28 protein-coding genes and 1 tRNA gene are annotated in these 24,474 nt (G+C 65.6%); 15 read left to right on the top strand and 14 right to left on the bottom strand.

Annotation, left to right across the window (positions count from 1 at the left end):
• Positions 1-26: 26 nt before the first annotated feature.
• Positions 27-194 carry a hypothetical protein gene (locus NMP98_RS14520; protein ID WP_254858588.1) on the bottom strand — a complete coding sequence of 56 codons (168 nt, stop codon included), beginning with the start codon at positions 192-194 and terminating at the stop codon, positions 27-29.
• A gap of 149 nt (positions 195-343) precedes the next feature.
• On the bottom strand, positions 344-748 hold the full coding sequence (locus tag NMP98_RS14515) for a hypothetical protein (RefSeq protein WP_254858587.1): 405 nt from the start codon (positions 746-748) through the stop codon (positions 344-346).
• A gap of 106 nt (positions 749-854) precedes the next feature.
• Between NMP98_RS14515 and sufU the strand changes: the two genes are divergently transcribed.
• The 3 genes from sufU to NMP98_RS14500 are packed head-to-tail and all read left to right on the top strand — an operon-like array spanning position 855 to position 2,548.
• Positions 855-1,271 carry a Fe-S cluster assembly sulfur transfer protein SufU gene (sufU, locus tag NMP98_RS14510; RefSeq protein WP_254858586.1) on the top strand — a complete coding sequence of 139 codons (417 nt, stop codon included), beginning with the start codon at positions 855-857 and terminating at the stop codon, positions 1,269-1,271.
• Positions 1,272-1,318: 47 nt separating this feature from the next.
• Positions 1,319-1,603, top strand: coding sequence for a DUF7130 family rubredoxin-like protein (locus NMP98_RS14505; RefSeq protein ID WP_254858585.1), 285 nt, complete (start codon positions 1,319-1,321; stop codon positions 1,601-1,603).
• A 45-nt stretch (positions 1,604-1,648) separates the two neighbouring features.
• Entirely contained in the window at positions 1,649-2,548 is a 900-nt protein-coding gene (locus tag NMP98_RS14500) for a ketopantoate reductase family protein (RefSeq protein ID WP_254858584.1), read from the top strand.
• A 21-nt stretch (positions 2,549-2,569) separates the two neighbouring features.
• Here NMP98_RS14500 and NMP98_RS14495 read toward each other — a convergent pair whose 3' ends face one another.
• On the bottom strand, positions 2,570-4,057 hold the full coding sequence (locus NMP98_RS14495) for a sulfatase (RefSeq protein ID WP_254858583.1): 1,488 nt from the start codon (positions 4,055-4,057) through the stop codon (positions 2,570-2,572).
• Between the two features lie 76 nt (positions 4,058-4,133).
• Positions 4,134-4,499: a NifU family protein gene (locus NMP98_RS14490; protein ID WP_156709631.1), complete on the bottom strand. Its 366-nt coding sequence runs from the start codon at positions 4,497-4,499 to the stop codon at positions 4,134-4,136.
• A gap of 142 nt (positions 4,500-4,641) precedes the next feature.
• Here NMP98_RS14490 and NMP98_RS14485 point away from each other — a divergent pair, with 142 nt between their 5' ends.
• Entirely contained in the window at positions 4,642-5,100 is a 459-nt protein-coding gene (locus NMP98_RS14485) for an Ig-like domain-containing protein (protein ID WP_254858582.1), read from the top strand.
• 25 nt (positions 5,101-5,125) lie between these two features.
• Here the strand turns inward: NMP98_RS14485 and NMP98_RS14480 are convergent, their stop codons facing one another.
• Positions 5,126-5,434 (bottom strand): DUF5783 family protein, encoded by a 309-nt coding sequence (locus NMP98_RS14480; RefSeq protein WP_254858581.1) that lies wholly within the window; start codon positions 5,432-5,434, stop codon positions 5,126-5,128.
• Positions 5,435-5,528: 94 nt separating this feature from the next.
• Here NMP98_RS14480 and NMP98_RS14475 point away from each other — a divergent pair, with 94 nt between their 5' ends.
• Together NMP98_RS14475 and NMP98_RS14470 are read left to right on the top strand one after the other, a co-directional pair.
• On the top strand, positions 5,529-6,032 hold the full coding sequence (locus NMP98_RS14475) for a deoxyuridine 5'-triphosphate nucleotidohydrolase (protein WP_254858580.1): 504 nt from the start codon (positions 5,529-5,531) through the stop codon (positions 6,030-6,032).
• Between the two features lie 251 nt (positions 6,033-6,283).
• A complete protein-coding gene (locus tag NMP98_RS14470; protein ID WP_254858579.1) occupies positions 6,284-7,864 on the top strand; it encodes a winged helix-turn-helix transcriptional regulator in 1,581 nt (526 codons plus the stop codon).
• A gap of 16 nt (positions 7,865-7,880) precedes the next feature.
• On the opposite strand, the gene NMP98_RS14465 is transcribed toward NMP98_RS14470, so the two are convergent.
• From NMP98_RS14465 to NMP98_RS14440, 6 genes are all read right to left on the bottom strand, one after another.
• Entirely contained in the window at positions 7,881-9,002 is a 1,122-nt protein-coding gene (locus NMP98_RS14465; RefSeq protein ID WP_254858578.1) for an AAA family ATPase, read from the bottom strand.
• Positions 9,003-9,041: 39 nt separating this feature from the next.
• On the bottom strand, positions 9,042-10,469 hold the full coding sequence (locus NMP98_RS14460; protein WP_254858577.1) for a hypothetical protein: 1,428 nt from the start codon (positions 10,467-10,469) through the stop codon (positions 9,042-9,044).
• Positions 10,466-11,785: a DUF58 domain-containing protein gene (locus NMP98_RS14455; RefSeq protein WP_254858576.1), complete on the bottom strand. Its 1,320-nt coding sequence runs from the start codon at positions 11,783-11,785 to the stop codon at positions 10,466-10,468. The genes NMP98_RS14460 and NMP98_RS14455 overlap by 4 nt, the downstream gene beginning before the upstream one ends.
• On the bottom strand, positions 11,782-12,546 hold the full coding sequence (locus NMP98_RS14450; RefSeq protein WP_254858575.1) for a DUF7269 family protein: 765 nt from the start codon (positions 12,544-12,546) through the stop codon (positions 11,782-11,784). The genes NMP98_RS14455 and NMP98_RS14450 overlap by 4 nt, the downstream gene beginning before the upstream one ends.
• A complete protein-coding gene (locus tag NMP98_RS14445; protein ID WP_254858574.1) occupies positions 12,543-14,639 on the bottom strand; it encodes a DUF4129 domain-containing protein in 2,097 nt (698 codons plus the stop codon). The genes NMP98_RS14450 and NMP98_RS14445 overlap by 4 nt, the downstream gene beginning before the upstream one ends.
• Positions 14,640-14,845: 206 nt before the next feature.
• Positions 14,846-15,490, bottom strand: coding sequence for a V-type ATP synthase subunit I (locus tag NMP98_RS14440; RefSeq protein ID WP_254858573.1), 645 nt, complete (start codon positions 15,488-15,490; stop codon positions 14,846-14,848).
• Between the two features lie 150 nt (positions 15,491-15,640).
• Here NMP98_RS14440 and NMP98_RS14435 point away from each other — a divergent pair, with 150 nt between their 5' ends.
• Positions 15,641-16,678 (top strand): DHH family phosphoesterase, encoded by a 1,038-nt coding sequence (locus NMP98_RS14435; protein WP_254858572.1) that lies wholly within the window; start codon positions 15,641-15,643, stop codon positions 16,676-16,678.
• 27 nt (positions 16,679-16,705) lie between these two features.
• On the opposite strand, the gene NMP98_RS14430 is transcribed toward NMP98_RS14435, so the two are convergent.
• Positions 16,706-17,038 (bottom strand): hypothetical protein, encoded by a 333-nt coding sequence (locus NMP98_RS14430; RefSeq protein ID WP_254858571.1) that lies wholly within the window; start codon positions 17,036-17,038, stop codon positions 16,706-16,708.
• Between the two features lie 174 nt (positions 17,039-17,212).
• On the opposite strand from NMP98_RS14430, the gene NMP98_RS14425 reads away from it, so the two are divergent.
• Together NMP98_RS14425 and NMP98_RS14420 are read left to right on the top strand one after the other, a co-directional pair.
• The gene (locus NMP98_RS14425; RefSeq protein ID WP_254858570.1) at positions 17,213-17,695 is read left to right on the top strand and encodes a pyridoxamine 5'-phosphate oxidase family protein; all 483 of its coding nucleotides are present in this window, start codon (positions 17,213-17,215) and stop codon (positions 17,693-17,695) included.
• A 332-nt stretch (positions 17,696-18,027) separates the two neighbouring features.
• Positions 18,028-19,287: a hypothetical protein gene (locus tag NMP98_RS14420; RefSeq protein ID WP_254858569.1), complete on the top strand. Its 1,260-nt coding sequence runs from the start codon at positions 18,028-18,030 to the stop codon at positions 19,285-19,287.
• A gap of 92 nt (positions 19,288-19,379) precedes the next feature.
• Here the strand turns inward: NMP98_RS14420 and NMP98_RS14415 are convergent.
• Together NMP98_RS14415 and NMP98_RS14410 are read right to left on the bottom strand one after the other, a co-directional pair.
• A tRNA-Arg gene (locus NMP98_RS14415) sits at positions 19,380-19,451 on the bottom strand.
• Between the two features lie 71 nt (positions 19,452-19,522).
• Positions 19,523-20,107 carry a 2Fe-2S iron-sulfur cluster-binding protein gene (locus NMP98_RS14410; RefSeq protein WP_254858568.1) on the bottom strand — a complete coding sequence of 195 codons (585 nt, stop codon included), beginning with the start codon at positions 20,105-20,107 and terminating at the stop codon, positions 19,523-19,525.
• Between the two features lie 268 nt (positions 20,108-20,375).
• On the opposite strand from NMP98_RS14410, the gene NMP98_RS14405 reads away from it, so the two are divergent.
• The 6 genes from NMP98_RS14405 (at position 20,376) to NMP98_RS14380 (ending at position 24,444) form a co-directional block, all read left to right on the top strand.
• Complete coding sequence (locus NMP98_RS14405) at positions 20,376-21,344, top strand: glutathione S-transferase family protein (RefSeq protein ID WP_254858567.1); 969 nt, start codon at positions 20,376-20,378, stop codon at positions 21,342-21,344.
• Between the two features lie 83 nt (positions 21,345-21,427).
• A complete protein-coding gene (locus NMP98_RS14400) occupies positions 21,428-21,574 on the top strand; it encodes a hypothetical protein (RefSeq protein ID WP_254858566.1) in 147 nt (48 codons plus the stop codon).
• Positions 21,575-21,729: 155 nt separating this feature from the next.
• The gene (locus tag NMP98_RS14395) at positions 21,730-22,035 is read left to right on the top strand and encodes a DUF7471 family protein (protein WP_254858565.1); all 306 of its coding nucleotides are present in this window, start codon (positions 21,730-21,732) and stop codon (positions 22,033-22,035) included.
• Complete coding sequence (locus NMP98_RS14390) at positions 22,032-22,532, top strand: winged helix-turn-helix transcriptional regulator (RefSeq protein WP_254858564.1); 501 nt, start codon at positions 22,032-22,034, stop codon at positions 22,530-22,532. Before NMP98_RS14395 ends, NMP98_RS14390 begins: the two co-directional genes overlap by 4 nt.
• A 74-nt stretch (positions 22,533-22,606) precedes the next feature.
• Positions 22,607-23,686, top strand: a complete 1,080-nt coding sequence (locus tag NMP98_RS14385; RefSeq protein ID WP_254858563.1) for an iron transporter — start codon at positions 22,607-22,609, stop codon at positions 23,684-23,686.
• A gap of 41 nt (positions 23,687-23,727) precedes the next feature.
• Positions 23,728-24,444, top strand: coding sequence for a CAP domain-containing protein (locus tag NMP98_RS14380; RefSeq protein WP_254858562.1), 717 nt, complete (start codon positions 23,728-23,730; stop codon positions 24,442-24,444).
• The last annotated feature ends 30 nt before the right edge of the window (positions 24,445-24,474 follow it).

Genomic DNA, 24,474 nt, shown 5'->3' with positions numbered 1-24,474 from the left:
CCACGCACTGAACAACCGACGAGGCATCATTCCCGGTCACCGTGCCGTAGTTTCGTGATGGCGACCGCGTAGACAGCGCCACACTCACACTCGATGCGCTCGTTCGAGGGTCGGAATCGGAGCTCTCGCGAACACGTACACTCCATACACATCTCGGGGTTCATTATCGCAAGCCCCGCCGTCGCGACTCGCATAGATTCGTCTTACTCGAATGGTCCCAACCGATGCCCATATGCCGTGGTCGCTGCGAAGTGGTATAACGCCGACCCCGTATGATCCAAGTATGTTATCACTTCAGCGCTGGGGCGACGAGGACCTGAGGTCTATCGTGGAACACGACGTGTCATGACTTTCCCCGTACTTCGACCTCGAACACCCGTCCGAGTCCCATCAGCGAGGCGACGCCGAGCGTGGCGACGTTGACGTAGTGTTCGCCGGGGACGGCGGCGACGGCACCGACGAGGGCGGCGACGCCGAGGACGAGATGCGGTCGGAGCCCCGGGGTGTAGTCGGTGAGGAGGTCCGCGCCGACCGCGACGACGGCGGGGACGCCCGCCAGCACCGCGAAGACGACGATGGGGCCGGGTTGGCCCAGCGAGTAGGCCGTTCCGGCGGCGAGCAGACACGCGGCACCGGCCAACGCGAGGATGACGCCGTCGTCGGAGAGGCGAGGCTCCGACGCCGGGTCGTCGGGGTCGGTCTCGTCCCCGGAGGAACCATCGACTGCCGACTCGGAGTCGTCACTCATGTCGCGGTGTGGACGCCCGGGGGTATTCGACCTTGCGCTCTCGACACGGCACGGGCTCACACGACCGGTGGGCTTTTACTCGTCATTCCCCTCGTGTTCGACAACAATGGGACCCGGCACGGATATGTATCGGCAGCAAATCCTCGACCACTACAAGAACCCCCGCAACTACGGGGAACTCGAGGATGCGGACATCGAACACGTCGGCGAGAACCCGATGTGTGGCGACACAATCAAGATGTTCCTGAAGCTGGCCGACGACGGCGACACGATAGCGGGCGTCAGTTTCATCGGCGACGGCTGTGCCATCAGCCAAGCCTCCGCGAGCATGCTCTCGGGGGAACTCCGAGGCAAGAGTCTCGAGGCGGTCCGCGAGATGGAACGCGAGGATATCGAGGAGATGCTCGGCGTCGACCTCAGCCCGATGCGAGTGAAATGCGCCGTCCTCGCCGAGAAAGTCGCAAAGGACGGCATCGCAATCCATCAAGGCGACAAGGACCTCGAAGAGACGACCACGGAGTAGCGTGAACCGTCGGCGGTTTTTTGGTGTGTGATAACGTACCAAAGTGTATGGCAACCGAGCAACGACAGCGACAGGTACAGTTCGGAGAGACCGTCTACGACGACGACGGCGAGGAGTTGGGCCGCGTTCGTGCGTTCGACGACTCAGGGTTCTACGTCTCCAGCGCCGAAGGCGTCTCGACGATGAGCCAAGCCGAGAGCAAGGCCGGCGAGAAGACACTGATGTGGCGCTGTTGGGAGTGCGGCGAGATGGGTAACATCGACGACATTCCCGAGACGTGTCCCTCCTGTGGCGCCGAAAGTGAGGAAATCTACTACTGGCAGGAGGATTGAGCGGGAACCGACCGCTTTTCTACCGTAACGGCCCGTTGTAGCGGTATGGACATCGCCGTCTTCGGCGCGGGCAGCCTCGGCAGCCTGCTGGGCGGGTTGTTGGCCCGCGAACACGCCGTCACACTCGTCGGACGCGACCCCCACGTCAGTCGGGTCCAAGCGGACGGTCTCCGTATCGAGGGGGCCGTCGAGACGACGGTGTTTCCCGACGCCGACACCGAGCCGCCGACAGAAGCCGACCTCGCCGTCATCTGCGTGAAGTCCTTCGACACCGATGAAGCGGCCACGGCCCTGACTGGGACGGACCTCGAGTGGTGTCTGTCGCTACAGAACGGCATGGGAAACGAGGAACTGCTGGCCGACCGCCTCGACGCGACGGTGCTGGCCGGCACCTGCACCTACGGTGCGATGCTGGAATCACCGGGCGTCGTCCGCTGTACCGGCGTCGGCGAGACGGTTCTGGGCCCACGCAAAGGAGGGCACTCGGAGGCGGCAGACCGCGTCGGGGCCGCCTTCGCGGACGCCGGCGTCGTCACCGCCGTCGCGGCGGACATGCCGCGTCGCCTCTGGGAGAAACTGTCCGTCAACGCCGGCATCAACGCGACGACGGCGCTGGCAGACATCGACAACGGCGCGCTGTTGGGCGCCGACGCCAACGCCGTGGCGACGACCGCCGCCCGCGAGGTCGCAGCCGTCGCACGCGCCGACGGGGTCGACCTCTCGGCTGACGACGCAGCAGCGGCCCTCGAGGCGGTCGCCGATGCCACCGCCGAAAATACCTCCTCGATGCGACAGGACGTCCTCGCCGGCCGGCGGACGGAAGTCGACGCCATCAACGGCTACGTCGTCGACCGCGGCGAGGAACTGGGCGTCGACGTGCCGGTCAACACGACCCTTGCGCGTCTCCTTCGAGCGTGGGAGACGGCCCACCTCGAAGCGAACTGAGCAGCCGATAGCCGGACGGCTCTATTCCACGTAGCCGAGGTCCTGCAGCCGCTGTTTGGCCTCCTCGTCCATCTCCTCGAGTGAGCCGTCGGCGTCAGCCGTCGAGTCGTCCCACTCGCTTCCCGCCCGCGCCTCGAAGCGCTCCAGCGCCGCCAGCACCTCGCCGATGACGGGGTCCTCTGGGTCGACCGATTCGCGCTCGTCGGGGTCGGAATCGAGCCGATAGGCCTCGTCGGCGATGCGCTCGTTGCGGATGTACTTCCCGTCGGGGCGGCGGGCGGCACGCATCCGAGAGTAGAACCGTGACTCCTCGTCGAGTTCGATGCCGGCTTCGGCGGCTTTCGTCTCCAGTTGGTTCAACTCGACGACTGGGCGATGGTAGTCGACGAAGGCGAACTCGCCGTCGGTGATGTCTCGCTCTTCGGAGAGCAGCGACCGGCCCGCCTCGAAGGGACGTGCCCCGACGCGGTCGGCGGCCGCCGTGGCTCCGGCCGACTCCAAGACGGTGTCGTAGAGGTCCAGCAGTTCGACCTGCTCGTCGGTTCGGCCGGTCGAGAGGTCGGGGTGTTTCACCATCAGCGGGACGTTCACCAGCGGGTCGTAGATGCAGAACTCGTGGCCGTAGAGGCCGTGTTCACCGTGGAGTTCCCCGTGGTCGGCACAGACGACGACGACGGTTTCCTCCCACTGGTCGGTGGCCTTCAGATGCGAGAACAGCCGGTCGAGTTCCGAATCGATGTGGCGGATTTCGGCGTCGTACAGGCCGCGGATGTCGTCGAACTCCGCATCAGTTATCTCGCGGGCGCCGGCGTTGTACTCCTTGGAGTTCTGGCACACCGAGTGGGGGTCGACGCCGGGGGCGAACTCCTCGCGGTACTGCTCAGGTGGGTAGTACGGCAGGTGGGCGTCCATCAGGTTGATGAACGCGAACCACTCCTCGTTGTCGTCGATGAAGTCGATGGTGTCGTCGATTATCTGTGGCGTCTTCGAGTCCTCTCCCTCCCCGCTTGCGAGGTACTCGTGGACCTCGTTGCCCAACTCGACGAGACGGTCGGCGATGCCACGGAGGCGGTCGCTGTCGTTGACGCGCTGCCAGAGGTTCGCGAGCGCACCCGAGAACGTGTCGCCGGGAAGTGCCTTGAAGAAGTTGTCCTGTTGGTCGAAGCCACTCGTCAGACGGGTGTAAGGAGTTATCCAAGCGTTCGAGGAGTAACAGGCGGTGGCGTAGCCGGCGGCAGACATCGCTTCGGCGAGCGTCGCCGTCCCGTCAGCGAGATAGGGGGACTCTTGGGAGGCGCCGTGCTCGCCGGGGTACAGCCCCGTGAACATCGAGGCGTGGACGGGCAGCGTCCACGGCGCCTGTGCGACGGCCTCCTCGTGGACGAGTGCTTCCTCGGCGAAAGCCGAAAGCGTCGGCGTCGTCTCGCGGTCGTAGCCGTACGGCGTCAGGTGGTCCTTTCGGACGGTGTCCATGACGACGAACAGCACGTTCCGACCGTCGGTGTCCATACCGGTGGTCGAAGTGTTCCGGGCTTAAAACGACTGGTGTGTCGTCGTGGTCGAACGATTAGCCGTTAGAAGGGAGTTAGAACGGGGCTTCGGGGCCTTCGTCGGCCTCGTCGTCGCCGCCCTCGTGGCCGGGGAAGGAGGGGGACATCTGGCCGCCGGCCATTCCCTCGCTGCCACCGTCCATGCCGGTGTCGGCGTGGACGGTGTCGATTTCGGGGATTTCTTGGGTCATGCGGGACTTGATGGCCTGAATCGTCATCGGGGAGATACCACAGCCCGAGCAGGCGCCGCCGAGCATGATGGTGACCTCGCCCGCCTCGCGGTCGAGGTTCTGGACGGCCGCGCTACCACCGTGCATCTGAATCTGTGGGAAGTTGCGGCGGAGGAAGTTGCTGATGCGCTCGCGAAGGTCCTCGTCGGCGTCGGCGGATTCGGTACTCATGTCCGAGCGTATGCAGCGCAGCCGTATGAAGATTTGGCTCCGGTCGGGCCGAGCGTCCAGATGGGCACTTCTGCCGGAGGTGTGACACGTGGGAGACGGGCGTCTGACGGGAGTTTATGTCGGTTCACGCCCGCTAGCTGGTATGCCAACTCGTCGCCATCTGCTCGCGGCTGCCGGCGTCGCAACCGCCAGTGCGGGCTGTCTGGGCGTCTTAGGAGACGACGGGGAGCCGAACGCCGAGGGTAGCATCGCTGATGCGGCCGACGACGATGACACCCAAACGGTCGAACTCGGTGAACTCTCCGTCCAGAACAACCACGAGGAGAGCCATCAGGTACAACTGGCCGTCGAGGCCGGCGACGGAATGCTCCATCTCGGCACCTACCAACTCGAATCCGGCGGGTCGAGCACCACCATCGAGGGCGAGTGGAACGACGAACCGGGTGCCTACCGCATCCACGCCCGTCTCGACGACGGCGAGATAGAGACGAGGAGTGTCACCCACGGTGTCAGTGAGGACGCCGAGTGCGTCCGCCTCCGCATTCACATTAACGACGAGGGGAGCCTCGACGTGTGGAACGGCGGGGCCTGTGACAGCTGACCCCTCAGGTTGGTTCCGTCTCGTATCAGGCGTCAAAAACCCGCTCTAACTCCCGTTCGATTTCCTCGACGTACTCGTCCAGTACCGCCTCGAACTTCTCCTCGTCGACGAGCACGCCCGTCAGTCGGTCATAGGGGTCCTCGGGGAGTTCGAGATAGAACCCCTCCTCGTCGTCGTAGAACGGCTCGGATTCGTTGAGCACCTGCTGGTCGATGCCGTGGACCAGCGTGGAGTCGTACGTCTCGTTGACGCGGTTAAACGCGTTCTTGTACGCCTGCTGGAGCTGTGGGAAGTAGTCGACGTACTTCTGTTCCTCGAAGGTGTCTGCATCCATGGCGGGCCGTTCGTCGCGCGGCCCTAAAAGCCGGTCGGACCCCTGCGAGCGGGGGAGCGCAAGCGACTTGTTCGCGGCCGGAGTGGCCGGTCGTATGTACCGAAGCGGTGCCTTCGTCGCCGACCACGTCACGCCGACAACGGACGAGCAGGTCCAGCCGAACGGCGTCGACGTGACCCTGCAGGCGGTGTACGAACAGCGCGAACCGGGACGCATCGGCCGCGACGGAAAGGAAATCGGGACGCGGCATCGCCGTCCCGCAGACCCCGTCGTAGAGGGTGAATCCATCGACGAGGTGACCGAGGAAAACGAGACGTACTACCTTCCACCGGGTGGATACATCGTCCAGTACGCCGAAATCGTCTCGATTCCCGACGACCACATCGGGTTCATCTACCCGCGGTCGTCGCTGCTGCGGAACTCCTGTATGCTCGATACCGCCGTCTGGGACGCCGGCTACGAGGGAAAAGGCGAGGGGCTGCTTGAAGTCCACCACGACATCGAAATCGAGGCCGGTGCCCGAATCGCACAGTTCGTCCTCGCGGAGGCCGACCACGAGGGGACCTACGACGGGAGTTATCAGCGCGAGAACCTCTGACCGGGGCGGGCGGAACGGGGTTGGATATTCACGAACAACGCCGGTGCAAATATTGTCACTTTTGGACGCTTTGGCTAGTGTATTTATATAGGTGTTTAGAAACAAAAGACAATTCCAGGTCCGCGTTCGTATTCGGCCCGCACTCTTGCGGTTCTGGGTCGACACCTCACTTATACACCCATACATCACCAGCACAATCGATTTAAATAGACAGTCGATACGTTCGCTAACTTGGTTTCGGAGCCCCAACCATGTCAAATACTCACATGCGTCGACTCCTCGCTGTGCTGGCGGCGCTGCTCGTCGTTTGCTCGGCGGTGGGAGCGCCCGTCGCGGCTGCGAGTACGTCGACCTTCGAAGACGGACTGAACGGCACGTTCGGCTCCGGCGACAGCGAGGATGGAGACAGCACTTCGGACGACACGAACGACGATACGAACGACGGTGAAGCGGATACCGACGGCGACACGAGCGACGATACCGACGGCGATTCGGGCGACAGCACGAGCGATAGTACGGACGACGACGCGAGTGACGATTCCGACGGCGCATCGAGTTCGGACGAGTCGACGGCTGACACGACGGACGGCTCGACCGATGATACCACCTCTGGCGACCGAGAAGGCGACAACAACTCGAGTACAGGCGTGCGAAACCGTGTCAACGACACGGCCGGTGGAATCAACGACACGGTCGAGAACGCGACGGATGAGGCCGGCGACACGGCCGAAGACTCGACGGACGACATCGACTGGCGGACAGAAGTACTCGATTACATCGGCGACCTCGAGAACGCCGAATCGCTCGACGAGCACCGCTTCGAGGGACTCTACGTCGAGACGAGAAGTGGTTCGGAGCTGGCCGTCGAGACGCTGGAGGCCGGCACCGGAATCGAATCCGACGAAACCGTCGAAACAACAGCAACGACCACCACGGCCACGTTGACGACCGTCGGTGGGACACTGACCTCCGGAAGCGACGAGGTGCTGGTCGGCGCCGTCGGTACATCGGCGGCATCGGACTCCGATAACGAGTTCGACGAAATCGTCCTCGACGACGGGGACGACGCCCCGGCCGGTGCAGCGATGAGTGCCGGCGGCGCCGGTGGTACCGGCGGACAACCCCTCCCCACCGCCCCCGCAGGCGGTGCCGCGGTCGGCCTCGGTGCCGTCGCAGCGGTCGCCGCCTTCCGTGGGAGCGCGTTCCTCTCCGGCAGCGCCGGCGTCGGCGCGTCGGCGATGGGCGCTTTCGCGGCGATGCCCCGGTTCACCCTTACCTCGCTGGTCGAGAAACTCCGGCCGTTCTTCTTCCCCCTCCGATACAGCCGCTACGACGATTCCGACCCGCTGGAACACGAGGCCCGCGAGCGCGTCTACGAAATCGTCAACGAGGCGCCGGGGTCGTACCTCTCGGAGGTCTCCGAGGAAGCCGACCTCCCGCTGTCGACGACGCGACACCACGTGCGGGTTCTCGAGCGCGAAGACCTCGTTTCCGGGGCGAAACTCCGTGGAAAGCGTCGATTCTACCCGGCGTACGCCGAGGGAATCGAACTGGCCGCGGCGCTCAACGACGATTCGACGGCGAGCATCATCGACGCTATCGCGCGCCTCGGGTCGGCGTCGGTCAGCGACCTCGCGGGGGAACTCGGTCGGGACCCGAGTACGATTACCCACCACCTTCAGCGACTCGAAGAGGACGGCATCATCACCCGCGAACGGGAGGGACGTGCGGTGATGAACAAACTCTCCGCGGAGGCCCGGACGGCGCTCGAACCCGAGACGGTTCCCAAACCGGGCGAACCCGGCGGTGCCATCGCTGGCGGCGCGGACTGAATTCTGTGTTCGCGTTTCAGGACGACGAATCGGAGTCGCGTCCGTCACCGGCCGCGTTCGGGGTCGCGTCCGATTCGAACTCGAACGCCTCGGAAGCCGAGTCGTCGGCTTCGGATTCGATGTCCGGGTCCGTCGATTCCCGGTCGCTCTCCGCCGTCGGGTCGTTGGCGTCCGGTGACACCGCGGGGATGTCGACATCTTCGAGCGCCGACCGGACGACGGCGCGCTCGTCGATTCCCTCGACGGTGGCCTCGGTCGTCAACAGGAGGCGGTGGGCCATCGTCGCTTCTGCGAGGCCCTTGACGTCGCTCGGTGTAGCGTACTCACGACCGTCGATGACCGCGCTGGCGCGTGCGATTTCGAAGATTCGCTGGACGCCACGGGGCGAGACGCCGATTTCGGTTCGGTCGTCCGCCCGGGTGGCCCGCGCGAGGTCGATTATGTATCGGCGAATCTTCGGGTCGACGTGGACATCCTCGGCCAGCGACTGCAAGGCCCGAACCGTCTCGGGGGAGACGACTGCTTCGACGGAAGGAGAGAGTTCCCGGCGGTCGTCACGGCGGGCCAACAGCCCCATCTCGCCGTCGACGTCGGGGTATCCGAATGAGGTCTTGACGCTGAAGCGGTCGCGTTGGGCCTCCGGGAGACGGAACGTTCCCTCCTGTTCGACGGGGTTCTGGGTCGCGATGACGAGAAACGGCTCCGGGAGGGGGTAGGTCGTTCCGTCGACGCTGACCTGTCGTTCCTCCATCGCTTCGAGGAGGGCGGCCTGTGTCTTCGGCGGCGCGCGGTTGATTTCGTCGGCCAACACGACGTTAGTGAACACCGGACCCTCGGCGAACTCGAAGGTGCCCTCGTGTTCGTCGTACACCGTCGAGCCGGTGATGTCGGCCGGCAGGAGGTCCGGCGTGAACTGGATGCGGTTGAAATCGAGGCCGAGCGCTTCGGCGAGAACGCGGGCGGTGACGGTCTTGCCCGTTCCGGGAACGTCCTCGATGAGGACGTGGCCGCGGGCGACGACCGCCGAGAGGATGCTCCGGAGGACGCGCCGGTCGATGACGGCCACGGATTCGATGCGTTCGACGACGGACTGCACCGTCTCCTCGGGGTCGTCGACGGTTTCGTCCGGTTCGTTCATGGCCGTCGTTCGGCGGGTGGCTACAAGAATGTCCGGCCCTCATCCACGGAGCGTTCCGAGCAGCGCAAGCGCGCCGAGACAGGCGACGACGGCGGGGACGGTCCCGCCGACGCCGGCGAAGACGCTCGTTCGGAACGTGTCGACGGCAGTGAGGGCGACGACGACGGCGACCGTAACGCCGACACCGACGACGGCGTGGACCAGTTCGAGACGCCGCGTTTCGGGAATCCGACCGAGTTCGGCGGTGACGCCGAACCCGAACGACGAGAGGTCCCACACGAGCAGCGCGACGGCGACGCAGGCGAACGTCAACGGCACCGAGATACGAGCGAAGCCGACAGCCGAGATGACCAGTCCGAACGCAGCCACCGCCGCACCGCTGGCTCGGTCGGGGAGGACGCCGATGTCGATAGCGAGGACGAGTATCGCGACGCAGACGACGAGCGCGAGCGGAGCGGCGAGCACCGCGAGGAGGGTCATCACGCCGACGAGCGGGGAGACGGCGACGAGGGCGGCAGCGACGACGGTGGCCACCGCGAGAACGAACCCAGCGATGACCGCGGCGAGTCGCTCGGCCGACGCCGGGTCGCTGTCGCGGGCCAGTCGGCGGAGCGTGAGCGCGACGGCGCCGGCGAGGATGCCGACCGTCCCGACGGTGACGGCGGGCCAGACCACGAACGGCGACGACAGCGCGCTGAATCCCGCCGCGGGCACCGTCCCCTCGAGACGTTCGAATCCACCCGACGCCCGAATCAGGGAGATGGCCAAAAGCGAGAGCACGGCGACGGCAATCGTTCCGAGGGCGTACCGCCGGACAGCAGCGACCCGCCTCTCGACGGCCGGACGCCGCGAGCGCGGCGTCAACTGTCGAATCGGGAGCCATCGAATCGCGACGGCGATTCCCGCCCCCGCATAGGCGGCGACGACGAACAAACTCGCCAGCCCTCCAGCAGCGGACGACTGGCCGACGAGAGCCTCGACCGACAGCTCTGCAATCGCGAGACCGACGGCGACGGCAGCGAACCCGACGAGCCACAGTATCGCCGCCGCGAAAGTGAGCGTACTCGCCGAGAGACCGTCGCTGAGATGCGTTCGCGTGCCGGCGTTGCCCCACGTCATCGCGAGGCCGAACAGCGCCAGTGCGAACCCGTCGACGGCGATGCCGACGCGGCCGGCGAGTGGCGCGAAGACAACGAGAAGCGAAAGCGGCGCCCCGAACCAGACGAACAGACAGTGGCCGGCCAGCAGGTGGACGAACCGCTCGCGGTCCAGCAGCGCGAGGCCGGCCCCGGCCAGTCCAGTCACCGAACCGAGCGAAAGCAGGAGGTCGGGTTGGCCGATAGCGAACCCACCCGCGACGACGAGCAACGCGACGACGAAGGAGGCGACAGCGAGGCTGGCTGCGCGGGGGCGGCCCTCGTCGCCGACGGCCGACGAGCGGTCCAAGAGCGGAATCGGTATCGTCACCGGCCGTCACCCCCGGTCGCGCGGCCTCGTCGCCGGGTCGAGGCGAGGCGTGCGTCGGCGGCGAAGGCCTCGGCCAAGACGGCCGGAAGCGGCGTCCCGCGGCGCCAATCGACCGTTCGGGCACCGACTCGTTGACACCGGGCGAGTCGGGCCCGCCGCCGGACTTGGACGTACTGCCCGCTGACGGTGTTTTCCGGGACGATATCGGGCGAGAGGACGACGACGGGAACGTCGGCCGCTCGCCACGTCTCGACGGCGTCGACGGCCCGGTCGTCGAGGACCGGCGAGAAGGTGAGGAGTTGTCCACCCGGCGGGAGCAACTCGATGACGCGTCTGACCTGCGCCGATTCGTTCGGCGGACGGCCTGCGGCGTCGTTGGCTGCCCGAAACAACTCGAGGGCCTGAGCGCGCTGCTGTCGGGACCCGGCCGGCGGCAGCCAGTAGAGCCCCGCCGGCCCAGGGCCGTCGAGACCCAAGACGACGACGCCAACGTCGTGGCCGCGTCTGAGGAGGTCGGTGAGCGCGTGTGTCGCTGCGTAGGTGCCCAACTCCACGGCCGTCGGGCGGCCGGGGCCGGCGACGACCCGGTTTCGAATCCGGGCGTCGATGACGAGAACCGTCGTCGCGGCGACGGTTCGCTCGTAGTTGGTGGTCGCGAGGTCGCCCCGCTTCGCGTAGTGACGCCAGTTGATTCGTTCGGCCGGGTCGCCGGCGTAGTACTCCCGCGTGGAGTGGAACGTGACGCCGGCGCCGGCAGCGTCGCTTTCGAGTCGTCCCGGCCGTGCGTCGCCGTATTCGTCGATGGGTGGGGCATCAGCGTCGAGACGGCAGACGAGACGCCTGTCGCCGTCCGAAACACGCCGTGTAGTCTCGACGGTGCCCGCACCGAACCCGCGGGCCCGGAGTTGCACCGGTTCGAACTCGTAGGTGCCGCGCCGTGCCGCGACGGCGTATTCGACCGTGAGGTCCTCGCCGGGGGCCAACGAGGTCCCGCCTCGCGGCGTCCCGTCGACGACCGCGAGGTCGGCCGGAACTCCATCGACGACCCTGAGGTCGGGGACCGTCCGTTCGGAGTCGTTCCGAACCGTGAGCAAGACGGTGACCGGGCGGCCGGGCGGGGCCGGCGTCGGGTCGACGTGTCTGGTTATCGAGATGGCGTCGGGAACGGTGACGTCCGAGATGGCGTCGGCCGCGACGTACGCAAGCGGGATTGCAGCGGCGAGGAGCAAAGCGCCGTTGCCGTCGAAGACGCCGACGGCAGCGAGGAAGACGCTCGCTGCGAGGCCGCCACCCCAGCGCCGCTGTCGGCGAGTCATTCGCTATCCTCCTCGTCGGTGGAAGCCTCCGGTGGCGAGGGGCCACGGGCAATCGCCATCGGGTCACTCGCGCGCTGGAGGCGCCCGTCGACGCCGCGCTGGAGTTCCGACAGCGACGTGCTGACGGTGGGAACGGTTCGGGGTGCCGTCTGTCCGGGGACGGTCGGCAGCGCCGCTTCGGCGGCGACCGCGACCGCCTCGGTCGCACGACGGGCGCGCCGTCGGACGACTCGCTCGGGAAACAGCCACGCTTCGAGGCGGGTACGAATCGACCGGTCCGGCGGGTCGACGTGTTCGGAGAGGACGCTGGCAGCGACACGGTCGTCCGTCCACTCGCCCGAGTCCAGCAGGTCCTCGACGGATTCGGCGGAGCTCCCACCCTGTGTGAGCGCGCCGATGAGCGTATCACGGAGCGCTGGCCGGACGACGTCGATGCCGTCCTCGACGGTTCCTTCACGGCGTGCCGTCTCGCCCGCACCGTCGAGGATGCGGGCGAGTGCGACACTCGAGAGTGGATACTCGCTTGCGACATCTTCGGGAGGAGGCGAGGCGAAAGGCTCGGCAGACGACCGCCCGCTGTCGGCGGCCGCGGGGGATGTCCTGATTTTCAGAGCGGCCAACAGCAGTGCGAAGAGCGCGACGGCGACGAGCAAACCGGTTTCGACCGTCGAGGAACTCGGCCACTCGGCGAGTACGGCGAGTGCGGCGCCGCCCAACACGAGGGCGAACCCGGCGACGGCGACGAGGAGTTGGCGTCTCACTGCTCTTCACCCCGGTCGCGTCGTCGGATGGCTTCGTAGGCGTCGGTCGCACGCGAGCGCACGGCCGCCGACAGCGGGCGGTCGCCGTACTCCACCTCCCGGAACAGCCGCGTCAGTTCCGCGACCGGTCGGTGGGGGAACCCCTGTTCGACCGCGGCAGCGGCTATCTCCTCCGGAGTGCTCGAACGCCACCGATTCGGAGCGACGAGACGGGCGAAGCCACGCCACAGCGTGCGAACCGAGCGGCCGTCGTCGGTCACGTGGGCCGGTTCGGTCGGGGCAGTTTCGCCGGCGGCGGGGCCGTCGGCGGAGTTCGAGCCGTCGGCGGCACGGCGACGGAGTTCGAGAGCGACGGCGACGACGAGCGTGGCTGCCGCTCCGAGAACCGCACCGATGCCGCCACCGACGCGGTAGCCAACGACCGTCGCTCCCGCGCCCGCCACCGCGAGGGCGAGGACGATTGGGTTCCGAACGGTCCGTCGGATACCGCCGGCCATCGAGCGGAGACCGTCACGCAAACGCTCGAAGAACTCGGATGCCGACCGTGGGAGCGACCGGAGGCGTGCTGCTGCACGCCGTACGGCCGTCGCGACGGCCGACGCGAGGCGCCCGATGTCGTCGGCCACACGGAGTGCGTTGCGGTACGCCGACTCGACGAACGACGCCCACAGGCGTCGGAGCAGGCCGGGAAGGCGGCGGACGTTCGTGGCCGCGCGAACGACGGTGACGCCCAGCCAGCGGAGCGTCCCGCCAGCCGTAGCGGCACCCTTCGTAATCGACTGCCGCCACCGGTATAGAGTGATTCCGACGACGGCGGCGACCACCGCAACGATTGCGGCGTATCGACCCGTCGGTCCGTAGAGGCCGTCCGCGACGACGACTGCAGCGACGGCGGCGACACCGGCAGCGACGGTTGCCACGCCGCGGCGGCCGCGGATGCGGTAGGCGACTGCCGCGAGGAGCGCGACGACGAGGGCGAAGGCGCCTGCCGGAACGGCGTAGTGGGACGCGACGCTGGTCGTCGCCCGCTGGTCCGCCGTCTCGACTGCTATCGTTGTGGTTGGGTCCAACGGTAAGTCAATGGTGAGTCGGCCGTCGGCACCGGTCGTCCCGCGGCGTTCACCGCCGACGAAGACGGCGGCTTCGGTCGGGTCGTCTCCCAGCCGAGCGAGTACGTCGCCCTCGGTACCCGGGAGCGCGAGGAGGTTCTCCGGGCGGAGCGATGCCGACAACAGGAGCACGTCAACCCGTTCGGACCCCGCGAAGTCACCGCGGACGACGCGGACACGAAATCGTTCCGTGCCGTCTTCGGGGACTGCGACGGTTGCAGTGCCGTCGTCGTCGGTTTCGCCGACCGATTCGCCGTCCACGAATACCTCGGCGCCGCGGAACGGTCGTCCGTCGATCGCCGACTTGACGGTGAGCGTGTCGCCGGGATAGGGACGCCCACGAACGTCGACCGTGACGGTGCCGTCGACCGGATAGGTGACGCTCGCGTTCGGCGTGGCGGTCTGCTGGGCCGCCGCGGCGACCGAGAGGGCCGGGAACGTTGCAGGTGACGACAGGACGGGGCCACCGCTTCGGCGGACGCTGCCGGTACTCGCACGGCAGTCGGGACGGCCCGGAACGTCGACCCGAATCGTGAGTTCGCGCTCGTAGGGGACCGTCCCGGTCACCTCGCCGTTGGCGTTCGTGGTGCCGACGCGCTCGCCGTTGAACCACACGGACGCGTCGGCGAGCGACTCGCCCTCGTAGGAGACCTTCGCCGTGACCTCGCCGCCGGGCTCCGGCTGGCGGTCAAGGCCGATAGAGCAGCGCGGCTCGGTACGCGTGGGTTCGCCGTCGTTCTCCGGGAGGAACCACTCCAGGAGTTCGTACCAATCGAAGGTGCCGTCGGGGGAGTCGGTCGAGTCATCCCCTCCGGGACCACCCGTCGAGTCGCTCTCCCCCGAGCCGGCCCCGCCGGAGGGCGCGACCACGGGGACGAGGAAGGCGGCGACGACGAGCGCGAGAGCGGCGAGGACGACGAGACCGACCTGTGCGGTGCTGGTGGCATCGTCCGTACCCTGCAGCGACGGCGCATCGTCGTTCATCCGTAGACCCTGTTTCCGCGTTCGGGGACCGCTTCGGTGTATACGTTGTGCCGTTCTTCGGTATAAAGGGTCGGGCGGACTGAAAACGTGAGAGCAGCCGAGCAGGGCCGTCACGCGCCGTCGAGGTGACGTGCCGAGCGGGCCTGACGGTAGCTAGATGAAAGCGGAAAAACGTCGAAGGAGTGGTTCGACAGTGTGTATCCGAGTTACGCCGTGAGGTCGGTGTTCTCGGTCGCGTCCTCGACCTGCTCGGAGACGTCCTCTATCTGCTGTTGGACCGTGTCAGCCTGCTCTTCGAGTTGGTTCTGGATGTTGTCGAGTTGCTCGTCGAGTTGGTCCTGGAACTCCTCGGAGCGCTCGTCGAGTTGCTCCTGGAGGTCCTCGATGGACTCCTGAAGGTTTTCGAGGGCGTCGACGGTCTGGTCTTCGAGGTCCTCGCTGGCCTCGAGCAGTTGGGACACTTGCTCGTCGAGGGTTTCGAGGAAGTCCTCGAGGAGTTCATCGACAGACTCGTGGCCGTCGTCGAGGTTCTCCTCGATGGTGTCGAAGGCATCCGACTGGTTGGCTTCGAGTTCGTCGAGCTGTTCGTCGAGGGTCTCACGAACGTCCGCCAGCACGTCCTGGTCGCCGGGGACGGCCGACTCGACGGCGTCGAAGTAGGCGTCGACACCCGTGCGGACGAGGTCGCTGCTGCGCTCGGAGAACTCTCGGGTCGTGTCGAAGCTCTCGACGAGACGCTCGTTGACGTTCTGCTGGAACTCGACGCCGGATTCGATGGCGTTCTGAGTCTGTTCGAGCGTGCTGCGCTGGAAACTGAACATCGTGCTGACCGCGGAGTCGTTTTGGCTCATTGTAATTGAACTAACGCGTCCCGACTATATAACTCTTACCACCAAATACCACTCAATACCAAGAAATGGCATTATTCACCTAGCCGTTGGCAGCGTGGAGTCACGGACAGGGGTCAGAGGCTTGTAGCGACGGCCCGATGGACGACACGGATGAGCAACGCAGCATCACTTCGGGAACTGCTGTCGGGAGCCTCGGAGCTCACTATCGTCTGTCACAACAACCCCGACCCGGACTGTCTCGCGAGCGCGTTGGCGTTGGGGCGAATCGCTGCCAGCGTGGGTATCGACGAGCGTCGCATCGTCTACAGCGGCCGAATCAGCCACCAGCAGAACCGTGCGTTCGTCAATCTTCTCGAAATCGACCTCAAGCCGTTCGATGCCGCGGCCATCACCGAACGCCCCGAGGACTCGTTGCTCGCGTTCGTCGACCACGCGGTCCCGGGGTCGAACAACGAAGTACCCGACGGGACGCATGTCGACATCGTCATCGACCACCACCCGAACGACGACATCGACGCGACGTTCGTCGACCACCGCGAGGACATCGGCGCGACGGCGACCATCCTGACGGAGTACGTTGAGGAACTCGACGTGGAACTCGACACGCCCCTTGCGACCGCGCTACTGTTCGCGATACGACGGGAGACGCTGGGCTTTCTCCGAGGAACGACGAGCGCTGAGTACGAAGCCGCCGCCGAGCTTCACGACCACGCCGACCGCGGCCTCCTCCGAGAACTCTCCTCGCCGTCGGTCACCGGAGCGACCGTGGACGCCATCGCCGACGCCATCGACAATCGAACCGTCCGCGGGGCCGTCCTCATCACCCACGTCGGCCGGACGACCGAACGGGATGCCCTCCCGCAAGCCGCCGACTACCTCGCCACCTTGGAGGGCGTCGAAACCGCCGTCGTCTTCGGCATTATCGACGAATCGATTCACATCAGCGCCCGTTCGACGGACCCACGAATCAACATCGGTGACGTCCTCGCGACGACCTTCGAGGAGGTTGGAAGCGCCGGCGGCCACCGAGAGATGGCCGGCGGGGAGATTCCGCTCGGAATCTTCGCCAACTACGACAGCGACGACACCACACTCGTCGACATCGTCGCCGCCGTCGTCACCGACCGACTTCTCGATGGATTGGGGTTGGTCGACACCGGAGACGGAAAAGAGACGACCGAGGAGTGACCGACTGAAGCGCCGAAACGGCCACCGCTATCCCTGTGCAGTCAGCGAGTCGAAGGCCGCGGGGTTCTCCCAGAGTTCGTGTAACGTGCCGGCCGCAAGAAAGCGCGTCGGCGCAGTCACCCACTCGCTTGTCACCGCTGCATCCGGTTCGGGAGCGTCGGCGGTGAACCACCACGCGACGTATCGGCCGTCGTCGAGTCGCGCCGTCGGGTACGACTCCCGGTCGACGATGATGTCGATGCGCGTGTTCGACTCGACGGACGGCTGTTCGTCCGTGTCGGCACCGACGCTGACCTCGACGGGGACGTGACCGTCGGTTCCCGATGTCGGACGCTCGCCGTCATCCGTATCACGAGGCATACTGTGGAATACCGGCTTGGACGGCATCGTACAAAAAGACCAGTCGGCCACGCGTCTGACGGGACGTGAAAACGCCGCCACGAACGCCGGTATCCGACGGCTGCACCGACAGCGTGGACCCCAGACGGTCGTTTCGCCCGTCCAATTTAATGAGGACGGAGTCGTATGTGACCCATGACGATTGACGAACTCGCCGACCACGGCGTCGAACGTATGGACGAGGAGACGATTCGGGAGTTCCTCGAAACGCAGGGAATCGGCGTACTCGGCCTCCCGACCGAGCGACTGCCGTACATGGTGCCGCTATCCTACGGGTTCGACGGCGAAACGAACCTCTATTTCACCTACGTCGTGGGGAGCGTGAGTCAGAAGGCGCTGCTGACCGAGGAAACCGCCGCGGCCAGTTTCCTGGTGTACACAGCCGACACTGAGCACATGTGGAGTAGCGTCAGCCTCGAAGGGACCATCAGTCGAGTGCCGGAACGGGAATGGGAATCGCTCGGAGAGGCCCTCGAACCGATCCAACGCCCCGAGGCGCTGAAGGATGCGAGCGAATCGGAGGATGTCAACGTGTATCGGTTCGAGATACAGAACCAGACGGGAATCAGACACGCTGGCGTTCCCTCAGAGATGGCCTCGAAAGACCCAGAGGACTGATTCCGACGCTCGTGATGCAGTCGAGAAACCGAGCAACATCGCCGGGAACACGCTCCCGGCGGACATCTCGACGATTCGCCTGACCGGCGACCCGGAGTTCATCGAGACTGTCGCAGAACTGTTCGGCCGAATCGTCGACATAGCGGATTACAGCAGGCGAGTCGAAACCAATCTGAGAGAGCGGAAGACGGAAAACGAGCGAGGACACCGGAAACTGCGCCCTGTACCGCTCCGTCCCAAAGCGGGGAATAACTCGACGCCGTCCAATCCGACGGCCCGTTTCGCACTCTCGCTCCCCATAACTTCTTGCCGCACCCACGCGATCCCCACCCATGTCCGCAACTGCCCTCTCGGAACCGGAGGTCCTCGCGTCCGCGAAGGCACGACTGTTTCCCTACCCAGACGAGGACCGCACCTACGCTGTCTGCGACACGCAGTTCGGACAGCAAACGTGGCTACACGGCCAGCAAATCCCGGAATCAATCCGCGACCAACTCGCCCCGTTCAATCATGTCCGCGTCGGGAGCGGCTACCCCGACCTCGTTGGCGTCCGGAAACTCGAGAACGACCTGCTTTCGGTCGACCGAGTGGACGAGACGAATCCACCCCTCGTTGTCATAGAGGCGAAGGGATACACTGCCAACGGCACCGTCGACGTCGAACGAGGCATCGTGCAGGCGCATAACCGGCTTGGCGAGGCGAACGCGGCGTACGTCGCCGTACCCGCAGCAGCAGTCGACCAACCGAACCGGACGCTCGCACGCGAACTCAACGTCGGCCTACTCGCCGTCCATGGCAAGCGCGTCGAGGTACTGGAGACGCCGCGAGTCGTCGGCAACAGCGCGAATGATGACACCCGGGCCATCCGTTTTCAGGCGAGCGCACAGGGCGTCACCGACCAGTCGTTCGGCCTCAATCACCCGAAAAACTACCTTGGCTATCCGCTGGCACTCTACGCCGACGGAGACACCGCGGACCTCTTGGACGAGTACGACGTGGTCAGCGCGACCAATGACGCCCGCCGTGGGTCCGCGTTTCTCGGACTGACGGAGGAGACAGCCGCCGGCCCGCGACTCACTCCACTCGGTGACGAAGTCATCCGGTTTGCGCTTGACCACTCCGGCAACGTCAAAAACGCACTTGCCGAGTTCGCCGGCTGGTACAGAAGCCAAAAACGGTTCACCGACCTCGCGCCGGCATGGGGGCAACTCGCTCGCCGCGTCGTCTGGGCGTATCCGGCGACGCCGTTGCTCGTCGAGGCCCTCCAGACGCTTCAGGAGGACGGGAACACCGAACCGTCGCTCGCCGAGTTTCTCACGCATCTCCACCGTTCACACCCGACGTTCGCAGTCGAACTGTTCCTTCGGGGAACCGAGAGCGTCCGAACGCGAGCTCTCGACGCCGACGGTGGGCTCCGTACATCGGTGCTCGCTGACGGCAACGTTTACCATTCACCGACCGTGTTCCAGCTGAAAGCGATGCTCTACCACGTTGGCCTGCTCACCGAACGGGGAAGCGAACCGAATAACCTCGACCCCACGACGGATATCTGGCGACTCCGACATCCCGTCGTTGATTTATACTCTCGCTGAGATATGTGACGAAGGGGCTTATTCATCTATTGAAGATGGGGTTGCATACACCAAGCCATCATCCGCACAATTCGGAACGTGATGAAACGGAACGAGCCCGACGGGATTTGAACCCGCGACATCTTGGTCCGGAACCAAGCACTCTGTCTACTGAGCTACGGCTCTCGATTGCAGATAATCGAAGCCGCAATGTAACCGTTGTGAACGGAAATAGACGGCCAAAGAAGGCCGAGCGTTACGGCGATTCGCCGGTTTCGATGGAGAAGTCCGAAACGGGGTAGGCGACGCAGGTGAGCGTGTAGCCGTCATCGAGTTCGGGTTCGCCGAGCATCTGGTTGGTGTGGTGTTCGACGTAGTCTTCGGCGTTGCCCCCGTCGGTGATGTGGCCGGCACAGGAGATACACTGTCCCTCCCGGCAGGCGTAGGGGAGGTCCCAGCCCTCGTCTTCGCCCGCCTCGAGGACGGTTTCGTTCTCCTTGACCTCGATGGTGGTGCCTTCCTTCACGTACTCGATTTCGTACACTTCCGCTTCGTCGTCGGGGATGGCGGCCGGACTGTCGTCGCCCGCCTCGCCGTCTTCGAGTTCGCCCTCGCTTTCACCCTCGCCGGCAGCGACCGCCGCGGCGGCCGCACCGCCACCGCCGATACTGCGATTGCCCGGTTCGGGGAACTCCGTCTCCGGGACCGCCGAGGCCCGCTGTTCGATGACCTCGTCGGAGATGTCCTCTCGGGGCGTCCACTCCGAGCCCTTCGAGAAGTGCAGGACGACCGCGGCGAGTGTCAGCACCGCCCCGCCAACGATACCCACTGTCGTGACCATATTCGATGTTAGTAAAGGCCCTTCAATAGCGTTGTGATTCGACCTTTTTTCGTCGGGGGCCTCGCGCTCGCCTGCGGCGAGCGCTCAACCCCCGTAAAACGTCGATGAAAAAGCGCTCGCTCGGGCCATCGGCCCTCACTCGCGTACAACGACGGAACGACTTGAATCCCTGCCCACCACCACGAAATTACGTGATATCGATTCTACCGTCACCGATTCCGGCAACCGCCGTCATCGCCCGGAAGCATATCCCCCGAGAGAACCAAGAATGGATATGGTCAATCAGTTCATCGACGGCGAGTGGGTAACCGAGTACGACCCCACCGCCGAAGACGGGTCGTTCCAGCGCCAACCCACGACGTTCCGGGACCGCGTCGATGCCGAAGGCGTCGAAGCGGGCCGCTACCATCTCTACGTCTCCTATGCGTGTCCGTGGGCGCACCGAACGCTCGTCACACGAAAACTGCTCGGTCTGGAGGACGCTATCTCCGTCGACGTGGTCGACCCCTACCGCGACGACGGCGGTTGGCAGTTCACCCCCGAGAAGGACGGCTGTACGACCGACTCGATACACGGCTCCGATTACCTCCGGGAGGTGTACGTCGAGGCCGATGCCGACTACACCGGCCGCGTCACGGTGCCGGTACTCTGGGACAAACGGGAGGAAACCATCGTCAACAACGAGTCCCGGGAGATAATGCGGAACCTGACGACGGCGTTCGCCGAGTTGGGCAACGGCATCGACCTCGCGCCCGCAGACCGCAGAGCAGACATCGACTCGGCTCTCGACGACATCTACGAACCCATCAACAACGGCGTCTACCGGACCGGATTCGCCGAGACGCAGTCGGCCTACGACGAGGCTGTCACCGAGCTGTTCGAAGCCCTCGACCGCTGGGATTCGGTGCTGTCCGACCAGCGATACCTCGTCGGCGACCGCCTCACCGAGGCGGACATCGCGATGTACACCACCCTCGTCCGCTTCGACGAGGTGTATCACACCCACTTCATGTGCAACCACAAACTCGTCCGCGAGTACGACACCCTCTGGCCGTACCTCCGTGATTTGTATCAGACGCCGGGATTCGGCGAGACGACCCACATGGACCACATCAAGGAACACTACTACACCACCCATCCGGACGTGAGCCCAAAACGAATCGTACCGATGGGGCCGACCTCCGACTTCGGGAAACCGCACGACCGCGACAGCCTCGCCGGCGGACCCCCGGTCTGAGGCCGGCAACCCTGTTTTTTTGAGCGCAGACTCCGCCGGTGGCGTTACGCATATATGTGTGCGTGTCATACCCACACATAGCCATGCCGGATACGAAGCGAGGCCGCGAGCAGAAAGGACGAAAGAAGCGAGAGCAGCGCCGCGAATACGAAATCGAGCGCGAACTGCAGGCTCAAGAGCGCGACCTCGACTTCGAGGAACTGTACGAGGAACAGGAAATCGAGCTGTGAGCGATTGGTGACGGCTGATTCTAATTGATAATCGAACTGGGGAGTCACCGCTACGGTCCAACGACGAACGCGACGGAACGCATATTCGACTCGGACCCATAGCGTCGGGCGACAACTCACTTCCGTCGTGAGACGAGGTGGAAGTACCCCAAACCATGGCTTACACACTGATACTCGGCGTTTTGCTGGCGTTCGGGACGGTGAGTGCCGCTGGCATCCTCGGCGTCGGCCTCGCCGCGTTCGTCCAGCGGCGCTCGTGGCCGTATCTGCTTGTCGCGCTCGCGCTCGCGGCACTTTTCGTCCGCGCAGTGACCGGCGTCGGATACATGACCGGCGGGCTATCGCTGGAAGTACATCACCTGCTGGAACACGGACTCGACATCGTGATGGCCGCACTCGTCATTGCCGCCGTGCTGTCGGCACACACCGTCCGAGACCCCATCGGAGGTGGGATACGGTGAGCGACACCCGCGACAGCATCGAACGACACATCCGGGAGGACCCGGGTGTCCACTTCAACGAGTTGGTCCGGGCGCTGGACCTCGCACCCGGGCAGGTCCAGTATCACGTCCGAAAACTCCGGCGCCGCAGCGCCGTCGTCACCGACGAACTGTTCGGTAGGACCCACTACTACCCGCCGGAGTACGACGAGTGGGAGCGGGCGGCACTGGCGCTGTTGCGCCGGGAGACGAGCGCCGAAATCGTCGCGGCGCTGCTCGACGAGGGACCGAGTCGACCCGTCGACATCGCCGAATCGGTCGGCATCGCCCGCAGCACGCTCTCGTGGCACACCGAGCGACTCGCCGAAGCCGGCTTAATCGAGAAGCGCCACGACGGCCACCAACTCGCCGTCGTCGACGCCGACCGGACCGCCGAACTGCTGGACACCGCCGACCCGCGGCTCCCCGAGCGCCTCGTCGACCGCTTTACGCGACTCGTCGACGCGCTGTTGGAATAACGGACGACGACACCCCGCACGATTCGACGGTCGGACCAGAACCCAAATACGGGTTCCGAACCGACGCACACGTAATGCAACGCCGCGACTACGTCCGTTTGTGTCTCGGTGCCGGAGCCGTCGGATTGGCCGGCTGTTCGGACCTCATCCGGACACGGGAAGTCACCTCCACACCACCGATTCTCGAAGACCGACCCGACCGCGTGTACTACCCGACGCACGTCGACGGAATGGCGATGGTCGACATGGCCGAAACCGACGACGGCGAGTACGCCTTCGCGCTGATGTACACCTACCCGCACCGCTTCTGGCGGGTCGATGCGACGACGACCGAAGCCGAGGAGGCCAACCTCCACGACGTCGACGGGAGCAACGACATCCACCTGATGGCGGTCGTCTGGGACCCCAAGACCGGCCGCGTCCTCCCGGATACGGGCATGAGCGTCGACATCGCCCGGGACGGCGAAGCGCTCGACGAACAGGTCATCTATCCGATGCTGTCGGCACGGATGGGCTTTCACTACGGCGCCAACTTCAAACTCGACGGCGAGGGAACCTACGACGTGACGATGTCGGTCGGCGGTACGAACGTCCGCCGGACCGGCGAGTACGTGGGCCGTTTCAGCGATCCGGCCAGCGTCACGGTCCCCTTCGAGTTCACCACCGAGAAGCGCGACGAACTCGGCATCGAGCGAGCGGGCGACCGGGCCGGCGAGGCCGCCGTCCCGTCGGTCATGGACATGAACCACCCCCTTGGCGTCGCGCCCGAACTGGAGGAACTGCCCGGGACCCACCACGGAACCGCCGAGAGTGGCGAGGCGAAACTGGCCGTCGTCTCGCTTTCGGAGCGACCCGACGGCGTCGACGGCGAGGGCGACTATCTCGCGGTATCGGCCCGAACGCCGTACAACGAACTCGTGTTGCCGGGAATGGCGCTTGATGCGAGAATCGAACGCGGCGGCGAGACCGTCTTCGAGGGGGCGCTCGAACGCACCTTCGACGACAGCCTCGATTACCACTACGGCGCGGCCGTCGACGACATCCAGGCAGGCGACGAACTCACGCTCGAAGTCGTCACGCATCCGCAGGTAGCCCGCCACGAGGGCTACGAGACGGCGTTCCTTCAGATGCCGAGCGCCGAGTTGACGCTGTAGTTCGACGCCGTCGTTTTGAGGGGCCGGACCATAGGCCGACCGTGGCCTCCGAGTGTGCGGTCTGTGGCGACGATGCGACGGTCAGCGACGCCTGTCCGCACTGCGGCGGAGCGTACTGTCCCGACCACCGCCCGCCGGACGCCCACGACTGCCCGGGGACGGCCGCCGGAACGACGACCGGATGGCGACTCGACCTCGACGGGGCGGCTAGGGGGCGAGAAGACACCGACGACTCGCCGTCGCTGTCGTCGCTGTTCCGGCCGGGCGTCGGTCTCGCCGTGTTGACGCTCCTCGTCGTCGGCCTCGCGTTGGGCGCCGTCGCCACCGTCGGCCCCTTCGACGACGGTGGTCTCGACGCCGACGCGGTCGAAACCCACATCGAGAACGGAAGCGACGCCGCGCGGGCCGACGCGGGCGTGGGAGCGACCGAACACGACGAATCACTCGCCGCGGTCGCCCGCGCACACAGTCGCGACATGCGCGACCGAGGGTTCGTCAATCACACGAATCCAGACGGTGAGAGCCCCCAAGACAGAGTCGACGCCGCCGGGCTCGACTGTCGGGTCGGCGAGAACATCTATCAGACGCCCCGTGGCGCCATCGCCACCTCCGAGCGTGCCGTCGCCGACCACGTCATCCGGTCGTGGCTCGATTCGCCGGGGCACCGACGGACGCTGTTGCGAGACCGCTACACGAGACAGGGCGTCGGCGTCGCACTGGGCGAGGACGCCGTCTACGTCACGCAACTGTTCTGCTGACTCAGTTGACGTACTTCCGTTGGAACTCCT

It is taken from the genome of Natronomonas gomsonensis, assembly GCF_024300825.1.
Lineage (GTDB): Archaea > Halobacteriota > Halobacteria > Halobacteriales > Haloarculaceae > Natronomonas > Natronomonas gomsonensis.
This window is presented reverse-complemented; position numbering and strand designations above follow the sequence as displayed.